The 19728-nt window shown below is 65.8% G+C and carries 16 protein-coding genes; 11 read left to right on the top strand and 5 right to left on the bottom strand.

Annotation, left to right across the window (positions count from 1 at the left end; translation table 11 throughout):
* Position 1: 1 nt before the first annotated feature.
* On the top strand, positions 2–1126 hold the full coding sequence (gene recF, locus CFR78_RS09095; protein ID WP_034932449.1) for a DNA replication/repair protein RecF: 1125 nt from the start codon (positions 2–4) through the stop codon (positions 1124–1126).
* Between the two features lie 90 nt (positions 1127–1216).
* Entirely contained in the window at positions 1217–3685 is a 2469-nt protein-coding gene (gyrB, locus tag CFR78_RS09090; RefSeq protein WP_408884603.1) for a DNA topoisomerase (ATP-hydrolyzing) subunit B, read from the top strand.
* 6 nt (positions 3686–3691) lie between these two features.
* Here the strand turns inward: gyrB and gph are convergent, their stop codons facing one another.
* Positions 3692–4372, bottom strand: coding sequence for a phosphoglycolate phosphatase (gene gph / locus CFR78_RS09085; RefSeq protein ID WP_034932450.1), 681 nt, complete (start codon positions 4370–4372; stop codon positions 3692–3694).
* A gap of 115 nt (positions 4373–4487) precedes the next feature.
* Here gph and glmU point away from each other — a divergent pair, with 115 nt between their 5' ends.
* From glmU to CFR78_RS16250, 8 genes are all read left to right on the top strand, one after another.
* Positions 4488–5855, top strand: coding sequence for a bifunctional UDP-N-acetylglucosamine diphosphorylase/glucosamine-1-phosphate N-acetyltransferase GlmU (glmU, locus tag CFR78_RS09080; protein WP_034932451.1), 1368 nt, complete (start codon positions 4488–4490; stop codon positions 5853–5855).
* Positions 5855–7678: a glutamine--fructose-6-phosphate transaminase (isomerizing) gene (gene glmS / locus CFR78_RS09075; RefSeq protein ID WP_007400035.1), complete on the top strand. Its 1824-nt coding sequence runs from the start codon at positions 5855–5857 to the stop codon at positions 7676–7678. The genes glmU and glmS overlap by 1 nt, the downstream gene beginning before the upstream one ends.
* A 65-nt stretch (positions 7679–7743) precedes the next feature.
* Entirely contained in the window at positions 7744–8736 is a 993-nt protein-coding gene (locus CFR78_RS09070) for an FAD-dependent oxidoreductase (protein ID WP_034932453.1), read from the top strand.
* Between the two features lie 28 nt (positions 8737–8764).
* Positions 8765–8965, top strand: coding sequence for a sulfur carrier protein ThiS (gene thiS, locus CFR78_RS09065; RefSeq protein WP_034932454.1), 201 nt, complete (start codon positions 8765–8767; stop codon positions 8963–8965).
* Positions 8966–8969: 4 nt separating this feature from the next.
* Positions 8970–9740, top strand: coding sequence for a thiazole synthase (locus tag CFR78_RS09060; protein WP_007400038.1), 771 nt, complete (start codon positions 8970–8972; stop codon positions 9738–9740).
* Positions 9737–10357, top strand: a complete 621-nt coding sequence (locus CFR78_RS09055) for a thiamine phosphate synthase (RefSeq protein WP_007400039.1) — start codon at positions 9737–9739, stop codon at positions 10355–10357. Before CFR78_RS09060 ends, CFR78_RS09055 begins: the two co-directional genes overlap by 4 nt.
* A 225-nt stretch (positions 10358–10582) precedes the next feature.
* Complete coding sequence (locus CFR78_RS09050; protein WP_007400040.1) at positions 10583–13207, top strand: cation:proton antiporter; 2625 nt, start codon at positions 10583–10585, stop codon at positions 13205–13207.
* A 23-nt stretch (positions 13208–13230) separates the two neighbouring features.
* A complete protein-coding gene (locus CFR78_RS16250) occupies positions 13231–13401 on the top strand; it encodes a hypothetical protein (protein WP_156953902.1) in 171 nt (56 codons plus the stop codon).
* Between the two features lie 37 nt (positions 13402–13438).
* Here the strand turns inward: CFR78_RS16250 and CFR78_RS09040 are convergent, their stop codons facing one another.
* A complete protein-coding gene (locus CFR78_RS09040) occupies positions 13439–16162 on the bottom strand; it encodes a DUF4175 domain-containing protein (RefSeq protein WP_034932457.1) in 2724 nt (907 codons plus the stop codon).
* A complete protein-coding gene (lysA, locus tag CFR78_RS09035) occupies positions 16159–17529 on the bottom strand; it encodes a diaminopimelate decarboxylase (protein WP_034932513.1) in 1371 nt (456 codons plus the stop codon). The genes CFR78_RS09040 and lysA overlap by 4 nt, the downstream gene beginning before the upstream one ends.
* A gap of 78 nt (positions 17530–17607) precedes the next feature.
* On the opposite strand from lysA, the gene CFR78_RS09030 reads away from it, so the two are divergent.
* A complete protein-coding gene (locus tag CFR78_RS09030) occupies positions 17608–18006 on the top strand; it encodes a cytidine deaminase (RefSeq protein WP_034932459.1) in 399 nt (132 codons plus the stop codon).
* Between the two features lie 118 nt (positions 18007–18124).
* Here the strand turns inward: CFR78_RS09030 and CFR78_RS16245 are convergent, their stop codons facing one another.
* Together CFR78_RS16245 and argH are read right to left on the bottom strand one after the other, a co-directional pair.
* A complete protein-coding gene (locus CFR78_RS16245) occupies positions 18125–18298 on the bottom strand; it encodes a hypothetical protein (protein WP_167331805.1) in 174 nt (57 codons plus the stop codon).
* Positions 18295–19722, bottom strand: a complete 1428-nt coding sequence (gene argH, locus CFR78_RS09025) for an argininosuccinate lyase (RefSeq protein WP_034932461.1) — start codon at positions 19720–19722, stop codon at positions 18295–18297. The genes CFR78_RS16245 and argH overlap by 4 nt, the downstream gene beginning before the upstream one ends.
* Between the last annotated feature and the right edge of the window lie 6 nt (positions 19723–19728).

The raw sequence follows: 19728 nt of genomic DNA, 5'->3' as shown, positions 1-19728 counted from the left end.
CATGGCCTTTGTCAACCGGCTGGTGCTGACGGATTTCCGTAATTACCGCCATCTTTCATGGCGGCCGCAGCGGGCGGTCACGGTCATTACCGGACCGAATGGCAGCGGCAAGACCAATCTGCTTGAAGCGCTGTCCCTGCTGGCGCCGGGTCGTGGCCTGCGTGGGGCACGCATGGATGAACTGCCCCGGCATGGCGCGGCCTTGTGGGGGGTCGCGGCCGACGTGGCGGACTTGCCGGGGCCGGATGGCCTGCCGGTATCGCTGGCCACGGGGGCGGACCCGCTCCGGCCCGAGCGTCGGACGTTCCGGGTAGATGGCCAGACCCTGCGTAACCGCGATGGTATTTCCGGATATTTTGCCGCCGTATGGCTGACGCCGCAGATGGACCGCCTGTTTCAGGAAGGCGCTGCCGGACGTCGCCGCTTTCTGGACCGGCTGGTCCTGGCGCTGGAACCCGGCCACGCGCGGGAAGTGGCGGCGCATGACCGGGCCATGCTGCAACGCGGCCGCGTGCTGGCGCAGTACGGGGCGGACCCGCACTGGCTGGCCGCGCTGGAGCGGACCATGGCCCGGCATGCGGTGGCGGCCACGGCGGCACGGGCGGACATGGTGGCGCGCCTCAATGCCGACGGGCAGGCCCTGCTTGATGGTTTTCCCGCTGCCCGGCTTGCGCTGGACTGTGTGATCGCACGGCGTCTGGCACACGAACCCGCGCTGGCGGTGGAAGACTGGCTGGCCGAATGCCTGGCCGGCACGCGCGCGGTGGACCGGCAGCGCGGTGGCAGCCGTTTTGGCGCCCACCGAGCCGACCTGCACATGGCCGACCGGCTGACGGACCGACCGGCCGGCCAGTCCAGCACGGGCCAGCAGAAGGCGCTGCTGGTGGGCATCATACTCTCGCATGCCCGGATCCTGACCGCCTGCCGGGGGCAGGCCCCGCTGCTGCTGCTGGATGAACCGCTGGTGCATCTGGATGCGGCGCGGCGTGATGCCCTGTTCCATGCCATGGGCCGCATGCGGACCGGGGTGATGCTGACCGGAACGGACAGGGAACAGTTTGACCCGCTCCGCCAGAGCGCCGAATTCGTGACGCCGGGTGAGGGCAATCTTGCACACGGTGCATGATTTCGGCCGGGAATGCTGGTTACGGGGGCCGGTTCGGGCTATAATGCATTCTGTTGTTTTGTTGTTATCCGCTGTGGAGCATCTGCCGGCATGTCCGATCAATCCAGTCCCGACCAGAAACACGATGCCGAGGTCGCAGGCAGCATCCCTCCCGCTGCGGATTACGATGCGGCATCCATCTCGGTTCTGCGCGGGCTTGATGCGGTACGCAAGCGCCCCGGCATGTATATTGGTGATACCGATGATGGTTCGGGCCTGCATCACATGGCCTTCGAGATCATTGATAACGCCGTGGATGAGGCACAGGCCGGGTTTGCAACCACCTGTATCGTGACGCTCAATGGCGATGGCAGCGTGACCGTGCGCGATGACGGGCGTGGCATCCCGACCGACATGCATCACGAGGAAGGGGTAAGTGCCGCCGAAGTCGTGCTGACCAAGCTGCATGCAGGGGGCAAGTTCAACCAGAACTCCTACAAGGTCTCGGGCGGGTTGCACGGCGTGGGGGCGGCGGTGGTCAACGCGCTGTCCGAATGGATGGAAGTGCGCATCTGGCGTGAAGGCCGGGAGCATGTGATCCGTTTCCGCCATGGCGAGCGTGACGAGGCGCTGCGCGTGGTGGGGGAAAGTGCCGAGCCACGCGGCACGCAGGTCACCTTCAAGCCCAGCGCCCAGACCTTTGCCAAGGTCGAATTCGAGTTCCCGATCCTTGAGCGCCGCCTGCGTGAGCTGGCCTTCCTCAATTCCGGGCTGAAGATTGTCCTGCGCGATGAGCGCCATGAGCCCGCGCGGGAGGAAAACTTCCATTACGAAGGCGGCCTGTGCGCCTTCGTGGAATGGCTGGACCAAGGCAAGACCGCCATTGTCGAGCCGCCGATCACCGGCAGCCTGCAGAATGATGAAAATGGCATCAAGGTCGAATTCGCGCTGACATGGAACGACAGCTTCCATGAAACCATGCTGTGCTTCACCAACAATATTCCGCAGCGTGACGGCGGCTCGCACCTGGCCGGTTTCCGTCAGGCGCTGACCCGTGTTGTGGGTCGGTATGCCGAAGCGAACGCCACCAAGAAGGACAGCCACGCCCTGAATGGTGAGGACATGCGCGAGGGCCTGACCGCCGTGCTGTCGGTCAAGGTGCCCGATCCCAAATTCTCATCCCAGACCAAGGACAAGCTGGTCTCCTCCGAAGTGCAGCCGGTAGTGCATGCGGCCGCAGCCGACATGATCTCCCACTGGTTCGAGACCCACCCCAAGGAAGCCCGCCACATCGTGGCCAAGGTGATGGATGCCGCAGCCGCCCGTGAGGCCGCGCGCCGTGCGCGGGAACTGACGCGGCGCAAGGGGGTGCTGGACATTTCCTCCCTGCCGGGCAAGCTGGCGGACTGTCAGGAGCGTGACCCTTCCAAATGTGAACTGTTCCTGGTTGAGGGGGATTCGGCGGGCGGCACCGCCAAGCAGGGGCGGGACCGGCGCTTTCAGGCGATCCTGCCGCTCAAGGGCAAGATCCTCAATGTGGAGCGCGCGCGTTTCGACCGTATGCTCGGCTCGGCTGAAATCGGCACGCTGATCACGGCGCTGGGCACCGGCATCGGCCGGGGTGACGTGGAACATGGCGGCTTTTCCATCGAGAAACTGCGCTACCACCGCATTGTCATCATGACCGATGCCGACGTGGATGGCTCGCACATCCGCACGCTGCTGCTGACCTTCTTCTTCCGCCAGATGCCCGAACTGATTGAGAAGGGGTACCTGTATATCGCCCAGCCGCCGCTGTACCGCGCCAAGCGGGGCAATGACGAGCGGTACCTGAAGGATGATGCCGCCCTTGAAACCTACCTGCTGGACAAGGCGCTGGCCAATGCGGCGCTGCGTTATGCCGATGGGCGTGAACTCACGGGCGAGGCCATGCGTGCCGAAGTCCTGTTCATCCGTGACGTGACGCGTGCCCTGTCGCGCCTGTCGGCGCGGGTGCCGGTATGGGTACTGGAACAGGCGGCCATCGCGGGCGTGCTGCGTCCCGACCTGCAGGCCATGCCGGAGCGGATCGTGGACCTGCAGGCAAGGCTGGATGCGGTTTCCCCCCCGGCCGAGCGTGGGTGGAAGGTCGCGGTCAGTAACAGCGGGCTTGAAATGGCGCGCAGCGTGCGCGGTGTCGGGGAAGTTTACCGGCTGGAGGCCACGGCCCTGCGGAGTGCGGAAGTGCGCTGGCTGGCTGAACGCCATGCGCGGCTTGTGGCCGATTTCACGCAGCCGATCACCCTGCTGCTGGATGGCGCGCCCCAGTCCTTCAATGGTCCGGCATCGCTGTATGAACGGATTCTGGCGCAGGGCCGCAAGGGCCTGTCCATCAACCGCTTCAAGGGCCTGGGCGAGATGAATGACGAGCAGCTGTGGGAAACCACGCTGGACCCCGCCATGCGCACGCTGCTGCAGGTCAAGGTGGGTGACATCGAGAATGCGGCGCAGGTCTTCTCCACCCTGATGGGCGATGTGGTCGAACCCCGCCGCGACTTCATTGTGGGCAACGCGCTCAAGGTTGCCAATCTCGACGTCTAGCAGCCGTCAGGCCGGGATCAGTTCGCCTGCCAGGCGGGCAATTTCGGCAATGGAATCGGCGCCAACCGTGGCACCGGCTTCCATGTCCGGTCGCCCGTAACCCCAGCGGGCGAATATGGCGGGGACATGCGCGCCAAGGGCGCAGGCCACGTCGTTATGATGGTCCCCGGTCATGATGGCGCGGCGCGGGTCGCCGCCCGCCAGTTCTATGGTGCCCAGCAGGGGGCACGGGTCGGGCTTGCGGGCGGCGAAACTGTCGCCCCCGCCAACCGCGACAAACCAGTCCTCCAGTCCCAGGCCCTTCAGGATATGGCGCGCGGCGGCAACGGGCTTGTTGGTGCAGACAGCCATGTGCCATCCGTCCGCCCGCAGGCGGGCCAGCATGGTCTCCGTGCCGGGAAAGGGGCGGGACAGGTCGGTTGAATGCGGGGTATAATCGGCCATGTAGCGGGTCGTGGCCTCGGTCGGGTCAATTGCCGCGGCAGCCGGTCCGGCATGGGCCAGCAGGCGGCGGACAAGCATCGCCACGCCATCGCCAACCATGGGACGTACAAGATCGGGGGTGATCGGGGGCAGGCCGTAATGCTCAAGCAGCCGGCTGGCGCAGGCGGCAAGGTCGGGCAGGCTGTCGATCAGCGTGCCGTCCATGTCAAAAACGGCCAGGCGGGGCAGGGAAACTGTCATCATGAACTCCTCGTGATGATCCGGGCGGGAAAGTAGCAATCGGAAATTCTAAGTGATGGTCTCGGGCATGCATAAGGGTTTGACAGGGTGCGCGGGGGCGGAGTACCCGCACACTGCCATGAATACCAAGACCGATCCCGCACTATCCTCTCCCCCCGCCCGCCTGTCGACCGCTGTCATTCTGGCAGCGGGGCGGGGCACCCGCATGAAGTCGGAGCGGCCCAAGGTCATGCATCCGCTGGCGGGCCGGCCCATGCTGCGTTACCTGCTGGATAACGCAGCGCAGGTGTTTGACCGGATCGTGGTGGTGATCGGACCCGGCATGGACGATGTGGCGGCACTGGCCGCCCCGCATGCGGTGGTGGTGCAGCACGACCGCCTTGGCACCGGCCATGCCGCCCGCCAGGCCGAAAGTGTCTTTGGCGATGGTGATGTGGCGGTCCTGTATGGTGATAATCCGCTGATCACGCCCGGCACCATGCGCGCGCTGCTGGCCCAGCGGCGTTGCGATGATACGGGACTTGCCCTGCTGGCCATGGAGCCGGCGGACCCGGCGAAATATGGCCGTGTCGTGACGCGCGACGGGCAGGTCGCGCGCATTGTGGAATGGGCGGACGCCACGCCGGCCGAGCGCGCGATCGGGCTGTGCAATGCGGGCGTGCTGTGTGCCGATGCGGCCGATTTCCGCCGCTGGCTGGATGGGATCAGCAACGACAACGCGCAGGGTGAGTATTATCTGGGCGACGTGGTGGCCCGTGCCGTGGCGGATGGGCGGCATGTGCGTGCCGTGGTCGCGCCAGAGGACGAACTGCGTGGCATCAATTCCCGTGCCGAACTGGCGCAGGCCGAAGCCTGCGTGCAGGCCCGCCTGCGGCAGGCGGCCATGGCGGGTGGCACGACGCTGGTTGCGCCCGATACGGTGTTCCTGTGCGCCGATACCGTGCTGGAACCCGATACGGTGGTGCATCCCCATGTGGTGTTCGGGCCGGGCGTGCATGTCAGGCGGGGCACGGAAATCCACGCCTTCTCACATGTGGAAGGCGCCGTGGTCGGTCCCGATGCCCAGATCGGCCCCTATGCCCGCCTGCGTCCCGGAACGGACGTTGGCGCGCAGGCGCGCGTGGGCAATTTTGTTGAACTGAAGGCCACCACCCTTGGCGCGGGGGCCAAGGCCAGCCACCTGACCTATCTTGGCAATGCCACGGTGGGTGGCGGGGCCAATATTGGCGCGGGCACCATTACGTGTAATTACGACGGGGTGTTCAAGCATGCCACCGAAATCGGGGCGGACAGCTTCATCGGTTCGGATTCGGTACTGGTGGCGCCCGTGCGGGTGGGCGCGCGGGCGCTGACGGCGGCAGGCAGCGTGATCACCCATGATGTGCCCGATGGCGCCATGGCCCTGGGGCGTGCCCGGCAGGCCAACAGGGCAGGTTATGCCGACACGTTTCGGGACCGGCTGAAGAAAAAGAAGGAACAGGGCTGATGTGCGGCATTGTTGGGGTTGTAGGAAGCAATCAGGCCACGCCAGTCATTCTGGACGCGCTGCGCCGGCTGGAATATCGCGGCTATGACTCCGCCGGTATCGCAACGCTTGAGCAGGGGCAGGTCGAGCGCCGCCGCGCGGCAGGCAAGCTGGATCATCTGGCCAGCCTGCTGGCGCGCCTGCCGCTGCCGGGTGTTACCGGGATTGGCCATACACGCTGGGCCACCCATGGCGCGCCCACCGAAAACAATGCCCATCCGCATGGGACGGAGCGGGTTTCGGTCGTGCATAACGGCATTATCGAGAATTTCGAGCAACTGCGCCACGAACTGGAGGCGGCAGGGCAGGTGTTCTCGACCGATACGGATAGCGAGACCATTGCCCAGCTGGTGGATTATCACCTCCAGCGTGGCCTTTCCCCGCGGGAGGCGGCGCATGAGTGCCTCAAGCGGCTGGAGGGTGCTTACGCGCTGGCCATGATCTTTGCCGGGCATGACGGCATGGTCATCGGCGCGCGGCATGGCGCGCCGCTGGTGGTGGGGTTCGGGGACAACGAGATGTTCTTCGGTTCCGACAGTCTGGCCCTTGCGCCGCTGACCCGCCGCATCGCCTATCTTGATGACGGGGACTGGAGCGTGATCACCCCACAGGGCGCGGAGTTCTTTGACATGGCGGGCAATCCGGTTGACCGTCCGGTGCGTCTGACCGCGCTGATCGCGGCATCCGTAGGCAAGGATGGGTACCGCCATTACATGGAAAAGGAACTGCACGAGCATCCGGTGGTGATCGGCCAGACCCTGCAGCGCCTGATCGACCCGGCCACCCGCCGCGTGGTGATGCCTGAACTGCCCTTTGACCTGGCCACCATTCCCCGTGCCGTGCTGACCGCCTGCGGTTCAGCCTTTTACGCCGGTATGATCGGGCGTTACTGGATCGAGCAGTATGCCCGCCTGCCGGTCGATATCGATGTGGCGAGCGAGATGCGCTACCGCAACCCGCCGCTGGCGCAGGGGGGGCTGGGGCTGCTGATTTCCCAGTCGGGCGAGACGGCGGACACGCTGGCCGCCCTGCGCGGCATGCGGGCGGCGGGGCAGCATATCGTCTCGGTGCTCAATGTGGAACAGAGCACCATGGCGCGCGAAAGCGATGCGGTGCTGGGCACGGTGGCGGGACCGGAAATATCGGTGGCCAGTACCAAGGCGTTCACCGCCCAGCTTTCGGTGCTGGCGTGCCTGACCATTGCCCTTGGCCGGGCGCGGGGGCTGCTGGATGGCGCCACGGAAGAGGCGATGGTCACCGCCCTGCTTGACCTGCCCAGCAAGGCGACGGAAGTATTCGAACGCCATGACGAGATCCGCCGCATGGCCGCCATTGTGGCGGATGCGCGCGATGTCCTCTATCTGGGGCGCGGGGCGATGTTTCCCGTGGCGCTGGAAGGGGCACTCAAGCTCAAGGAAATCACCTATATCCATGCCGAGGCTTATGCGGCGGGGGAAATGAAGCACGGGCCGATCTCGCTGATCGACAGCAGCGTGCCGGTGGTGGCGACCGTGCCCTCGGGGCCCCTGTTCGAGAAGACCCTGTCCAACCTGCAGGAAGCCCGTGCGCGCGGGGGGCGGCTGCTGGTGTTTACCGATATGGCCGGGGCGCCGCGCCTGCGTGAAATCGCGGAATGCGTCGTGGCCATTCCCACGGTGGATGAATTCGTGGCCCCCATTCTCCAGACCATTCCGGTGCAGATCCTGGCCTATGAAGTGGCCCTGCTCAAGGGTACGGATGTGGACCAGCCCCGCAACCTCGCCAAGTCCGTTACTGTTGAATAGACAGGCGGGAGCGGGTCGGCACAATCATCGCGGGTCGTCGCGACAACAGCAGGGGGACGCAGCGCATGGCAGCACAAACGGCTTTACCTACCGGATCGGGGCCATCCGTCCTTGTACGGGGGGCGGGCGTTTCCGGCCTGACGGCTGCCGTGACGCTGGCCGAACGGGGGGCGCGGGTCCATGTGCATGAAAGCGGGCCACGGGTCGGTTCGGGGGCTTCATGGAAGGCGGGGGGCATGCTGGCCCCGTGGTGCGAGGCGGAGTCCGCAACACCGGAGGTGACCGGGCAGTCCCTTTCCTCCCTCGACTGGTGGGATGCGCATGTGCCCGGTGTCGTGCGCAATGGCACTCTGGTCCTTGCCCCCGCGCGCGATGTGGGCGAGATCGCGCGTTTCGGCCGCCGGACTGCGCATTTCACTACCATAGGCGAGGGCGAGATCGCGGCCCTTGAACCCGATCTGGCGGACCGTTTTTCGCGTGCGCTGTTCTTTGCCGGCGAAGGCCATGTCGATCCGCGCCGGGCGCTGGTGGCGCTGGCGGACAGGCTGGTGGCCCTGGGTGGAAAAATCAGTTTCAACGTTCCCGCCGGTCAGGCCATGGACGGTCATGACTGGGTGCTGGACTGCACGGGCATTGCGGCACGCAGCCAGATGGCGGACATGCGCGGGGTGCGGGGCGAGATGCTGCTGCTGCGCTGTCCCGATGTGGGGCTGCGCCGGCCCGTGCGCATGCTGCATCCGCGCATTCCCATCTATATCGTGCCGCGTGCCGACCATGTGTACATGGTGGGCGCGACCATGATTGAAAGTGAAAACGCAGGTCCCATGACCCTGCGCTCCATGGTGGAGATGCTGGGCGCGGTCTATGCCCTGCACCCGGCCTTTGGCGAGGCCGAGATACTGGAGACCGGTACCGGCCTGCGTCCGTCCTATCCCGACAACATGCCCGCCGTCCGGCGCGACGGGCGGCACATCCACATCAATGGCATGTACCGCCATGGCTTCCTGCTTTCCCCCGTCAGGGCGGCGGAGGCGGCAGATATCGTGTTCGGCGCGTGAACCGGACCCTCCCGCACAGGAGTTGGACATGCAGATTATGGTGAACGACAACCACCACGACGTAACGGCCACCACACTCGCGGCCCTGCTTGAAGAACTGGGCTATGACGCGAAGGCCCGCATTGCCACGGCCGTGGAAGGTGCCTTCGTACCGGCGGGCAGGCGTGCTGCCCAGCCCCTGCGCGAAGGCGCGCGGGTGGAGATTCTGGCCCCCATGCAGGGAGGATGACGGCATGACCCTTTTCTATGGCACGGCGCTGACGTCACGCCTGATGCTGGGCACGGCCCAGTATCCCTCGCCCGAAATCCTGAGTGACGCGGTACGGCGTGCCGGTGCCGGGGTGGTGACGGTATCGCTGCGGCGCGAGGCGGCGGGATCGCGCGCGGGGGAAGCGTTCTGGAACCTGATCCGGGAACTGGACGTGCCCGTGCTGCCCAATACGGCGGGCTGCCATACCGTGCGCGAAGCCGTGACCACGGCGCAGATGGCGCGTGAGGTGTTTGGCACCGACTGGATCAAGCTCGAAGTGATTGGCGAATCCGATACCCTGCAGCCCGACATGTTCGCACTGGTCGAGGCCGCGCGGATTCTTGTGGAAGATGGCTTCAGGGTCTTTCCTTACATGACGGAGGACCTGGTCGGCGCCGAACGCCTGCTGCGCGCGGGGTGTGAGGTCCTGATGCCCTGGGGCGCGCCCATCGGTTCGGGCAAGGGGCTGAACAACCTGTTCGGCCTGCGCGCGCTGCGGGCCCATTTCCCCGATGTGCCGATGGTGGTGGATGCCGGGATCGGCGTGCCCTCGCATGCGGCGCAGGCCATGGAACTGGGCTATGACGCGGTGCTGATCAATACGGCGGTGGCCAAGGCCGGCAACCCGGCGGAAATGGCGCGTGCCTTTGCCCTGGCGGTCGAGGCCGGGCGCATGGCCTATGTGGCCGACCCGATGGAAGAGCGCGACATGGCCGTGCCCTCCACCCCCGTCATCGGGCAGGCGGTACTATGAACACCCCGCTGCCCTCGCGCATCTATCCGGTTGTCGATACCGCGCAGTGGGTTGCCCGGTTGGGGCAGGCGGGTGCAAGGCTGATACAGCTGCGCCTGAAGGACATGGCGGATGAGGCCCTGCACCATGAAATCCGCGAAGGAATCCGTCAGGCACGGGCGCATGGCGTGACGCTGGTGCTGAATGATTACTGGCGGATCGCGATAGCGGAAGGGGTGGACTACATCCATCTGGGGCAGGAGGATCTGGATACGGCGGACCTGTCCGCCATCCGTGCCGCGGGCATCCGGCTGGGCGTCAGCACGCATAGCGATTCGGAGCTGGAGCGCGCCCTGTCGGTTGCACCCGATTACGTTGCGCTGGGTCCGGTCTGGCCCACAAAACTCAAGAAAATGCCCTGGGCTCCGCAGGGAACGGGCAAGCTGACCCGGTGGAAGCAGCGCATCGGCACCATCCCGCTGGTTGCCATTGGCGGGATTACGCTTGAACGCGCGCCGCTGTGCCTGGCGGCCGGGGCGGACTGTGTTTCCGCCGTATCCGACTTCATCCGCATGCCCGACCCGCAGGCGCAGGTAAAGGCATGGCTGGCGGCAACGGCCGTCCCGGCGGGGATGTGAAGGACTGGAACATAAAGTGATCTGGCCTGTGTTGTTCCTGCAACGGGCCTGTGGCATTATTGATACTTGACCGGGCAATCCATGTGGCCGTGCTTCCATGCCACCGGATACCGGTCGTCTCAGGTCCCGTTTCGCTGATCTGCAATGTAATGAACATAATCTGTTCATGGTCGGTCACTAGGATTGGACTATAGTCGTCGCATGGCCATGAATCGGGGATTTTGAATGGAGATAGCGGGTCTGGCAGCAATCCTGATGGCAATTGCCGTACTGCTTGTCGTGGTCAGTGCGGTGCAGCCGCTTGCCCGCCGCCTGGAACTGTCCGAAACCGTCCTGCTGGCCATTGTGGGCATCGTGATTGGTGGCGCGGCCGATCTGGTACTGCGCAATTCCCATATGGAAATTTTCAGTGGCGCGGCGCAGACGTTGCTGGACTTCCCGCTCAATAGCGAAGCCTTCCTGCTGATCTTCCTGCCCATACTGGTGTTCCAGGGGGCACTGGGCATTGACGTGCGCAGGCTTGCGCATGAAACCGCGACCGTGCTGCTTCTGGCCGTGGTGGCGGTGGCCGTGTCCACGGCGGCGATCGGCTTCGCGCTCTATCCCTTTGCCGGCATGCCGCTGGCGGTGTGCCTGCTGCTGGGCTCTATCGTGGCCACGACCGATCCGTCGGCGGTGGCGGGCATCTTCAAGGAAATCGGTGCCGCAAGCCGCCTGACCCGCCTGGTGGAAGGCGAGGCGCTGCTCAATGATGCCGCCGCCATTTCCATCTTCACCATCCTGCTCGGCTCCATCACCTCGCATCACAAGATCATGCTGGGCGGGGCGATGCTGGAATTCCTCGTCTCCTTCATCGGCGCGCTCATCATCGGCGTGGTGTTCGGGCGGCTGACGCTCATGCTCATTCCGGCGCTGGGGGCGGCCCCGGCGGCCGAAGTCACGCTGACCGTGGCGCTGCCCTACCTGGCCTATATCGTCTGTGATGAATTCCTGGGATTTTCCGGTGTCGTGGCCACGGCGGCATCTGGGCTGACCATCTCCATCTATGGCCCGTCCACCTTCCGGCCCCAGACATGGCGGTTCCTGAACGAGCTGTGGCAGCAGCTTGTGTTCTGGGCGGGGTCGCTGGTGTTCGTGCTGGCGTCCATGCTGGTGCCGCGCCTGCTGGTGGGCATGACCAGATGGGACTGCGTGCTGATCCTGCTGGCCGCAGGTGCCGGGCTTCTGGCCCGCGGGGCGGTGGTGTTTGGCATGCTGCCCGTTCTTGCCGCCACCAAGCTGTCGCCGCCGGTGCCAACGCCGTTCAAGGTGACCATGGTGTGGGGGGGGCTGCGCGGTGCGATCACACTGGCGCTGGCGCTGGCGGTGACCGAGAACGAACATGTTTCCAGCAGTGTTGCCCATTTCATCGGCATCATCGCCACGGGCTTCGTGCTGATCACGCTGTTCGTCAACGGCCTGTCGCTGCGCTATCTCGTGCTGTTTCTCAAGCTGGACCAGCTTCCGCTGATCGATCAGGCGCTGCGCCACCAGATCCTGGCCATCGGGCTGGGGGAGGTACGTGACCAGACGCGCGAAGTGGCGGGGGAGCTGGGTTTCTCGCCCAATGTCACCACTACCGTGGTCGATGTGCTGGACCGCCGCGTCCATTCGGAAGAGCAGGCCAATACCTTTGACACTGCCCTGGGGGACCGGCAGCGTGTGACACTGGCGCTGATTGTCATTGCCAACCGGGAGCGTTCCATCCTGCTGGACCTGTTCCGCATACAGGGGCTGTCGCGCCGGGTGATGGAGACGCTGCTCCGTTCGGCCGAGGCGATGGTGGATGGCGCGCGGCTGGAAGGGCGTTTCGGCTATGTCCGCGCCCTGCGGCGCCGGCTGCGGCCCTCGCTGCGTTTCCGTGTGGCGCAGGTCATCCATCACCGCTTCAATTTCGATACGCCGCTCATGTACTGCATGATGGAGCGGTTCGAGATGCTGATGATCGGCTATTTCGTCTCGCTTTCGCTTACACGTTTCATGCGCCAGCGCATGGAGCCCACGCTTGGTACGCGTATCAGTGAAATCGTGGGAGAGGTGCTGGGCCGCCAGTGCAAGCTGCTGGATGAAGCCCTGCAGACCCTGCGGCTGCATTATCACGGTTATTCCGAAGCCTTGGAAAACCGGATGCTGCGCCAGATCGCGCTCAGGCTGGAAGAGGAAAAATACGATACCCTGATGGCCGACTCGCTTTTGAGCGAGGAACTGCACCGCGAACTGCACAAGGATGTGGAACATCGGCGTGAACAGCTTGATTTCCGCCTGAAGTTCAACATCCGCGCCGGGATTGAAAGCCGCATCCACAACTTCCCCCTGTTCGAAGGGGTTGCCGATGGCGTGCTGCATGACGTGGCGATGAAGATGTCCATCCACTTTTCCTCCCCCGGTGAGCGGCTGTACCGCAAGGGGCAGAAGGTGCGCACGGTCTATTTCATCAGCGCGGGACTGGCAGAGACCCATTACCCCAAGCACGATGTCCGTTTTGGCGCGGGCGCCGTACTGGGGGCGGAGGAAGCGCTGCGCGACGAACGGGTAACCGCAACCAGCCGGTCGTTGCAGTTCGGCCATTTCATGACCATGAGCGCACGCGATTTCCGCAAGCTGGTGGAAGACTATCCCCGTATCGGTGAAAACCTTGAACGTCTGGTGCAGGCGCGCAGCAAGGGTGAACTGCCCGATGCCCAGCTTCTGCCACAGGCCGGGAAAGATGCGCCGGAAAGCCCGCCGTCCTATGATGCCATTGACCTGGCCACGGCCCCGGTCACACGCGCCATTCCGATCAATCATGACAGCGAGGCAACCGACGCCTGATCCCATGAGGGGAGCCGGTCTCCATGGAACGCCCGTTGGCCCTGGCGTGGCTGCGGGCGTTTTTTGCATGGACAACGGGGCGTGAATGGCCGCCACAAAATAACTTGTTGATAAAGAATAAAAGTTTTTGGGTGCCGTCTTTTTTCAAAAAGGCGGCGTTCCATGAAGCTTTGTGGAAAGGAGTTGGTTTATGACCGCATGGCGGAGCGGACGACCAGTCCCGCCCACGGGTCAGAAAGCGCGCAGCAGCCGGTCGAGATATTCCAGTTCTTCCGGCGGCCGGGTGCGGTCGGCATCGCGGCGGCGCAGTTCCTGTTCGATTTCACGCGCGCGCTCACGGCTGGCCTTGTCTGGCACATGGGTGTCGTTATCCATGCCCGCATGGGTGCCGCCGGTCTTGCGGCCAAGCGGGTCGCGGTCTCCGCTGCCCCCGGCCTGCTGGTCCGTATCGTCCTCGTCATCCTCACTGGCGGGATGATCGCCCCCACTGCCATGACTGCCCCTGCCGTTCTCCTGTGACAGCATGGGCAGGAAAACGGTCATCGCCCCCTGTGCGCTCTGGCTGCGCATGGACTGGCGCATCTGCTGGCTACCCTGCTGCAGGTCGGCCAGTACCTTTTTCTCGGCGCTGGCGGCATCGGGGTCCTTGCCCGCGCCCAGTGCCGCGCGCACGGCTTTCATGTCCGCCTGTGCCTTGTCCAGCGCGGGCATGTCCTTGCCGCCAAGCTGCCTGAACTCGCGTTGCAGTTCATGCAGGGCGCGGGCCAGGGCATGCTGCACCGCACGGTCGGCATGCTGCTGGGTGGCGCGGGCCTCCGGTGTCATGCTGGCGGGTGTGGGCGTTGCGGGCTGCGGCTGCGGGGTAGCACCCGGCGGGGTGACACCCAGCTGCCGCAGCAGGTCGGCCGTGGACATGGTGGACAGGTCGCCCCCGTCCTCATCCATGTCGGTCTGGTGGCTGGCCGCTTCCTGATCGCGCTGGCGCTGGTCCTGATCCATGCGCAGCTGGGCGTGGTCCAGCAACTGTGACTGGCGGCTGACCAGATCACGCAGGTCACGGCGCAGTTCCATTGCCTGCTGGCGGGCCTGCAGCTGCCGGGCCAGGGCGACCATGTCCTGCGGGGTGGCGTTGCGCATGCCCTCGGCCATGTCCTCCATCTGCTGGAGTTTCTGCATGGCATCGGCATTATGGCCGCCTGCCGCGTCATCCTGCAGCTGCTGCATCATCTGCGAGAGGTTCTGTTCCCCCCGCGATGTCATTTCTGGAATGGCGGGCATGGCGGCATGGTCGCGCATGGCCTGCTGGGCCAGGGCCTGCATCTTGCGTGAAATGGCGTCCCTGAGCGCCTGCATGCGGTGCTGGAGTTCCGCCTGCTGGTCCGGCCCCTGTCCCTTCGCCCCCATTTCACGCATGTGCTCAAGCTGCTCGCGCACCGCTTCCTGCGCGGCCTGTACGCCAAAATCGGCCTGTGCGTTGTCCATGTCGCGCCGGCCATGCTCGATATCCAGCGCCAGGAACCACAGCCGTCCGGTGGCCTGGGCTATGGCGTAGTCATCCGTCACGTCGTCGCTGCCCAGCACGGCGGCGACACTGGTCAGCGCCACCATCAGCCCGGCATGGTGGGTCAGCATGGTATCGGCCTGCGCCAGTGCCAGCAGTTCACGCCCGGCCTGCACGCGGTTTTCACGGTGCAGGGCCACGCGCTTGCGTATGTCCAGTATGGCCTTGGCCAGCGGATTGACGAAGGGGCGTGCCCCGATGCGCAGCCGCACGGGGGCGGATGTGGCGTGTGTGCCGCTGTTACTGGTGGCAACCAGCCGTGCGGTCACGTCCTCTCCCGCCCACGGGTTCTGGGACAGGTCGGGTGTGGCGACACCATCGGCCACGCGCGGATGGCCATTGAGTGGAATGGGCACGTCCAGCACATCATGCGGGCTGTCGGGCATGACCAGTTCGGCATGGATGGACGCGATGCCATAGGGCTGGGCTGCGTGATAGGGCAGGCGGGTGCGCCATTCCCCCTCCCGGCTGCCAGGGTCCTTGCCCCATGCAATGTCGGGGGCGGGATTGGGGGTGACGTGCAGGGTCCACCGCGCCAGCGTCCGGCCCCGGCCGCGCAGGGTCAGGCGGCCACTGGCCTGTATGGTGGCCTGCATGGTCCAGCTGCCATTGCCCAGTGCGTGAAAGCCATGTGGCCCCATGCTGGCCCGTGCGCGCAGGACGGGCCGGCCGTCCAGCCCGTTCAGGGTTACACTCAGCTGTGCGCCCGCGGGCACGTCCGCGCTGTCATGCGCGGCATCAAGGAAGACCGGGGCGCCGGGGGCATAATCGGGCAGCGTGATCCATGCATTGATCTGGGGGACGGGGGTGTCGCTGTCATCCACGCCGGGCAGGAAGGCGGCCATGATCCGGCTGGGGGCATGGCTGCCGTTCCACGCCAGCCCACCGGCCAGCAGTACGGCCAGGACCGGCGTCGCGGCCCACCATCGTGCGCCCCGCAGGCGCGGCCGTGGCCACCCCCCGCGCAGCGGCCCCATGCCTGCCATGATACGGTTCAGGTGAAGCTGCCACAGATAGCCGGTTTCCGGTGTGGGGGGGGAAGCGGGGCGGTCCTGCAGGGTGCGCAGCGGCTGGCCGCTCAGGCCGGATGCCTGCTCCACCCGCCGGTCGGTCTCGGCCGGGGTGGGGCGGCGTATCCCGCGCCATTGCCGCCATGTGGCATGGCCCACTCCCGTGATACAGCCGGCCAGCAGGATGGCATGCAGGCTGTCGGGCAGGTGCTGGGGCAGGCGGGTCAGGCCCAGCAGGGCAATGCCCATGGCCGTATCCGCCGCAGGCAGCATGAGCGGCCACAGCCGCTCCGCCCACAGGGCGCGGCGGGCCTGCCGGCGGGCACGGGCCAGGCGTTGCGGCAGGCCGCCGCTGGTCTGGGGGCTGTCCTGCCCGGCTGTCATAGGCCTCCGCCAGATGGGAGAAGGGTTTCATCCACCCATGGGGGAATGCTGTCGGCGGCCCAGAGTTCCGTGATTGCCTGCCGTTCACGGATCACGGCCCAGTGGCCGCCATCAACCATGACCTGTGCCGCCAGCGGGCGGGCGTTGTAGGTTGAACTCATCACCATGCCGTACGCGCCGCAATCCAGCAGGGCCAGCCGGGCGCCGGCGTCCATGTGCGGCAGGGTGCGGTCATGGCCGAAGGTGTCGCCGCTTTCACAGACGGGGCCGACAACATGCACCTGCTCGGCAGGGGCGACGGCGTCCCTGGCCGACAGGGGAATGATGCCATGCCACGCATCATACAGGCTGGGGCGCATGAGATCGTTCATGGCCGCATCCAGCACCAGAAAGGGCGGCATGCCCTCATAGCCACGCTTGCGCAGGATGACCGTGCTCAGCAGCAGGCCGGCGGGACCGGCCAGCCAGCGCCCCGGCTCGATGGCCAGTCGCGTGCCCAGCCCGCCCAGTTCGCCGTGGATGGCGGCCGCCAGCGCCTCGGGCGCCCCCTCGGTTTCATCTCGGTAGGAAATGCCCAGCCCTCCGCCACAGTCCAGGGCCTCAATGTGCAGGCCCCGCGCCCGGATGGCGCGGACCAGATCGGCCAGCCGGGCATAGGCTGTGCGGTAGGGCTGCATGCGCACGATCTGGCTGCCGATATGCATGGCCAGGCCCACGGGGCGGATGCCGGGCAGGGTGGCGGCATGGGCGTACAGATCGACCGCGCGGTTGTAGGGAATGCCGAATTTGTTGGTGGCAAGGCCGGTGGTGATCTTGGCGTGGGTGCCCGCGTCCACATCGGGGTTGATGCGCAGGGCGACCGGGGCTTCCAGCCCTTCGGCCTGCGCCACGGTGGACAGCAGTTCAAGCTCTTCCGCACTTTCCACGTTGATCTGGGCAATGCCCGCGCGCAGGGCGGCCTGCATCTCGGGCATGGTCTTGCCCACGCCGGAAAAGACGATGCGCGCCGCCGGTATGCCCGCCATCAAGGCGCGTTGCAGTTCGCCCCCGCTGACCACATCCGCCCCGGCCCCCTGTGCCGCCAGCACGCGCAGTACGGCCAGATGGTCATTGGCCTTGACAGCGAAGTGAATGGAAACCGGCCGCCCCGTTGCCCTGAATGCCGTGGCAAGGCGCTGGTAGCGGGCGCGCAGGGTGCCGGCACTCATGACCCATGTGGGCGTGCCAAGCGCGTCGGCAATGGTGTTGAGGGGCACCTCTTCCAGCACAAGCCCGTCCATGGCATGCATGGACAGCGCCGGGCGGACGGCCAGAAGAGCGGCAACGGAGGGGTCCTGTCCGGGACAGGGGGGGGAAGCTTCAGCCATGATGGAATGCACGATACCGCCTTGCCCCCTCCCTTCCAAGGTGTCTGGCGCAGGAAAGAACGAGAAGGACAACCGGTTATGGATATCAAGCCCCTTGTGCAGTCGGCAGTTGACGCATACGGGCGCGCCTATGCGCCCTATTCCCGCTTTCAGGTGGGGGCGGCGGTGGAGACGGATGATGGCCGTATATTCGCCGGCTGCAATGTGGAGAACGCGGCCTACCCCGAAGGCACCTGCGCCGAAGCCGGTGCCATAGCGGCCATGGTGATGGCGGGCGGGCGGCATATCCGTCGTGTCGTGGTGTGCGGCGGGGGGGATGCCGCCTGCACGCCATGTGGCGGGTGCAGGCAGAAGATCCGTGAATTCGGGGCGCCCCAAACGCCGGTTACGATGGTTTCCCCCAGCGGGACGGTGCGTCTGGTGCGCACGCTTGCGGAACTGCTGCCGGACAGTTTCGGGCCGGACAACCTGCGCTGAACAGGGGGCGTGGCGGCAGGGCCGGATACGTTCCGGATGAAGCTTTTTTCAGAAATCCCGGGTAATGCCGCCTTTCCGAAAAAAAGGCGGTAGCCGGAGTTTTTTTTGAAATAGCCTTTTAACGGTCCGGGCTGGGGTAGGTCCGGTAGTAATCACGCGTGCCCGCCGGCTGGTGCGGCGGCCCGATGCGCCCGCACGCGCCAAGCGTGGTTGCCAGGACCAGCATGCCAAGCGTGACCAGCCTGAAGGCGGGCATGAAGCGGGGACGTGTCGGGGAAGGCCTGCGCATCATGCCGTCTCCAGTGCATCAAGCCAGCGCGTGGCCTGCGCGCGCACATTGCCTGCCGCCGTGCCGCCGTAGCTGGTCCGTGAGGCGATGGAGGAATCGACCGTCAGCACCGAGAAGATATCGGCGGTGATGCCCGGCTCTTCCGCCTGCATTTCCTCCAGTGTCAGGTCGGACAGGCCAACCCCCCTTGCCTCCGCCCTGCCCACAAGCCGTCCGGTTACGTGGTGCGCGGTGCGGAACGGCACCCTGAGCACGCGCACCAGCCAGTCGGCCAGATCGGTGGCGGTGGAAAATCCCGACCCGGCATAGGCGCGCATCTGCTCCGTGTTCACGCTCAGGTCACGGATCATGCCGTCCATCGCGGCCAGGCTGAGGCTGGCGGCATCGGTCGCGGCAAAGACGGGTTCCTTGTCTTCCTGCATGTCCTTGGCATAGGCCAGCGGCAGGCCCTTCATGACCGTAAGCAGGCCCATCAGCGCGCCAGTAATGCGCCCGCCCTTGGCGCGGACCAGTTCGGCGGCATCCGGGTTGCGCTTCTGCGGCATGATGGAAGAACCGGTGGTGAACGCATCGGACAGGCGGATGAAGGAGAAGGGGGCCGAGCACCAGATCACGATCTCTTCCGCCAGCCGTGACAGGTGCATCGCCATGATGGACAGGGCGGAGAGGTATTCCAGTGCGAAGTCCCGGTCCGACACGGCATCGAGCGAATTGGCGGTCGGGCGGTCGAAGCCCAGCGCGCGGGCCGTCATCTCCCGGTCGATGGGGAAGGACGTGCCCGCAAGGGCGGCCGACCCCAGAGGGGATTCATTGAGCCTGCGCCGCGCGTCGGCAAGCCGGCCCCGGTCGCGGGCCAGCATTTCCACATAGGCCATCAGGTGATGGCCGAAGGTCACGGGCTGGGCGGTCTGCAGGTGGGTGAAGCCGGGCATGGGGGTGGCCGCGTGTTCCAGTGCCCGGCGCGCCAGGGCGCGCTGGAGCGAGGCCGTCTGGTGTTCCAGCCCGTCAATCGCATCGCGCACCCACAGGCGGAAATCGGTGGCCACCTGGTCATTGCGCGAGCGCGCGGTGTGCAGGCGCTTGCCTGCCTCCCCGATCCGTTCGGACAGGCGGGCTTCGATATTCATGTGAATATCTTCCAGCGCCGTGCTGAATTCAAAGGTCCCCGCCGCAATCTCGCCGCCGATCTGATCCAGCCCTTCGGTAATGGCCCGGGCATCGTCTGCGGAAATGATGCCGGTTTTCGCCAGCATGGCGGCATGGGCTTTTGAACCGGCGATGTCCTGTCGCCACAATGCCCTGTCAAACCCGATGGAGGCGTTGATGTCCTGCATGATGGCGGCAGGCCCGCCGGCAAACCGGCCGCCCCACTGTGCATTGGCCTTGTGCGCGTCCTGATCCGTCGGCGTTTTTGCGTTCCCCGGCATCGTGTA

The sequence above is a fragment of the Komagataeibacter rhaeticus genome (assembly GCF_003207855.1).
Classification (GTDB): domain Bacteria; phylum Pseudomonadota; class Alphaproteobacteria; order Acetobacterales; family Acetobacteraceae; genus Komagataeibacter; species Komagataeibacter rhaeticus.
Note: the sequence above shows the minus strand (reverse complement) of the source record. Positions and strands in the feature narration are given on the sequence as shown.

Excerpts from the sequence above, each read along its gene's own strand:
- glmS (WP_007400035.1), top strand. The coding sequence starts at position 5,855 with ATGTGCGGCATTGTTGGGGTTGTAGGAAGCAATCAGGCCACGCCAGTC.
- CFR78_RS09040 (WP_034932457.1), bottom strand. The coding sequence starts at position 16,162 with ATGACAGCCGGGCAGGACAGCCCCCAGACCAGCGGCGGCCTGCCGCAA.
- glmU (WP_034932451.1), top strand. The coding sequence starts at position 4,488 with ATGAATACCAAGACCGATCCCGCACTATCCTCTCCCCCCGCCCGCCTG.
- CFR78_RS09060 (WP_007400038.1), top strand. The coding sequence starts at position 8,970 with ATGACCCTTTTCTATGGCACGGCGCTGACGTCACGCCTGATGCTGGGC.
- CFR78_RS09030 (WP_034932459.1), top strand. The coding sequence starts at position 17,608 with ATGGATATCAAGCCCCTTGTGCAGTCGGCAGTTGACGCATACGGGCGC.
- CFR78_RS16250 (WP_156953902.1), top strand. The coding sequence starts at position 13,231 with ATGGAACGCCCGTTGGCCCTGGCGTGGCTGCGGGCGTTTTTTGCATGG.
- CFR78_RS09055 (WP_007400039.1), top strand. The coding sequence starts at position 9,737 with ATGAACACCCCGCTGCCCTCGCGCATCTATCCGGTTGTCGATACCGCG.
- gyrB (WP_408884603.1), top strand. The coding sequence starts at position 1,217 with ATGTCCGATCAATCCAGTCCCGACCAGAAACACGATGCCGAGGTCGCA.
- thiS (WP_034932454.1), top strand. The coding sequence starts at position 8,765 with ATGCAGATTATGGTGAACGACAACCACCACGACGTAACGGCCACCACA.
- CFR78_RS09070 (WP_034932453.1), top strand. The coding sequence starts at position 7,744 with ATGGCAGCACAAACGGCTTTACCTACCGGATCGGGGCCATCCGTCCTT.
- recF (WP_034932449.1), top strand. The coding sequence starts at position 2 with ATGGCCTTTGTCAACCGGCTGGTGCTGACGGATTTCCGTAATTACCGC.
- argH (WP_034932461.1), bottom strand. The coding sequence starts at position 19,722 with ATGCCGGGGAACGCAAAAACGCCGACGGATCAGGACGCGCACAAGGCC.
- gph (WP_034932450.1), bottom strand. The coding sequence starts at position 4,372 with ATGATGACAGTTTCCCTGCCCCGCCTGGCCGTTTTTGACATGGACGGC.
- CFR78_RS16245 (WP_167331805.1), bottom strand. The coding sequence starts at position 18,298 with ATGATGCGCAGGCCTTCCCCGACACGTCCCCGCTTCATGCCCGCCTTC.
- CFR78_RS09050 (WP_007400040.1), top strand. The coding sequence starts at position 10,583 with ATGGAGATAGCGGGTCTGGCAGCAATCCTGATGGCAATTGCCGTACTG.
- lysA (WP_034932513.1), bottom strand. The coding sequence starts at position 17,529 with ATGGCTGAAGCTTCCCCCCCCTGTCCCGGACAGGACCCCTCCGTTGCC.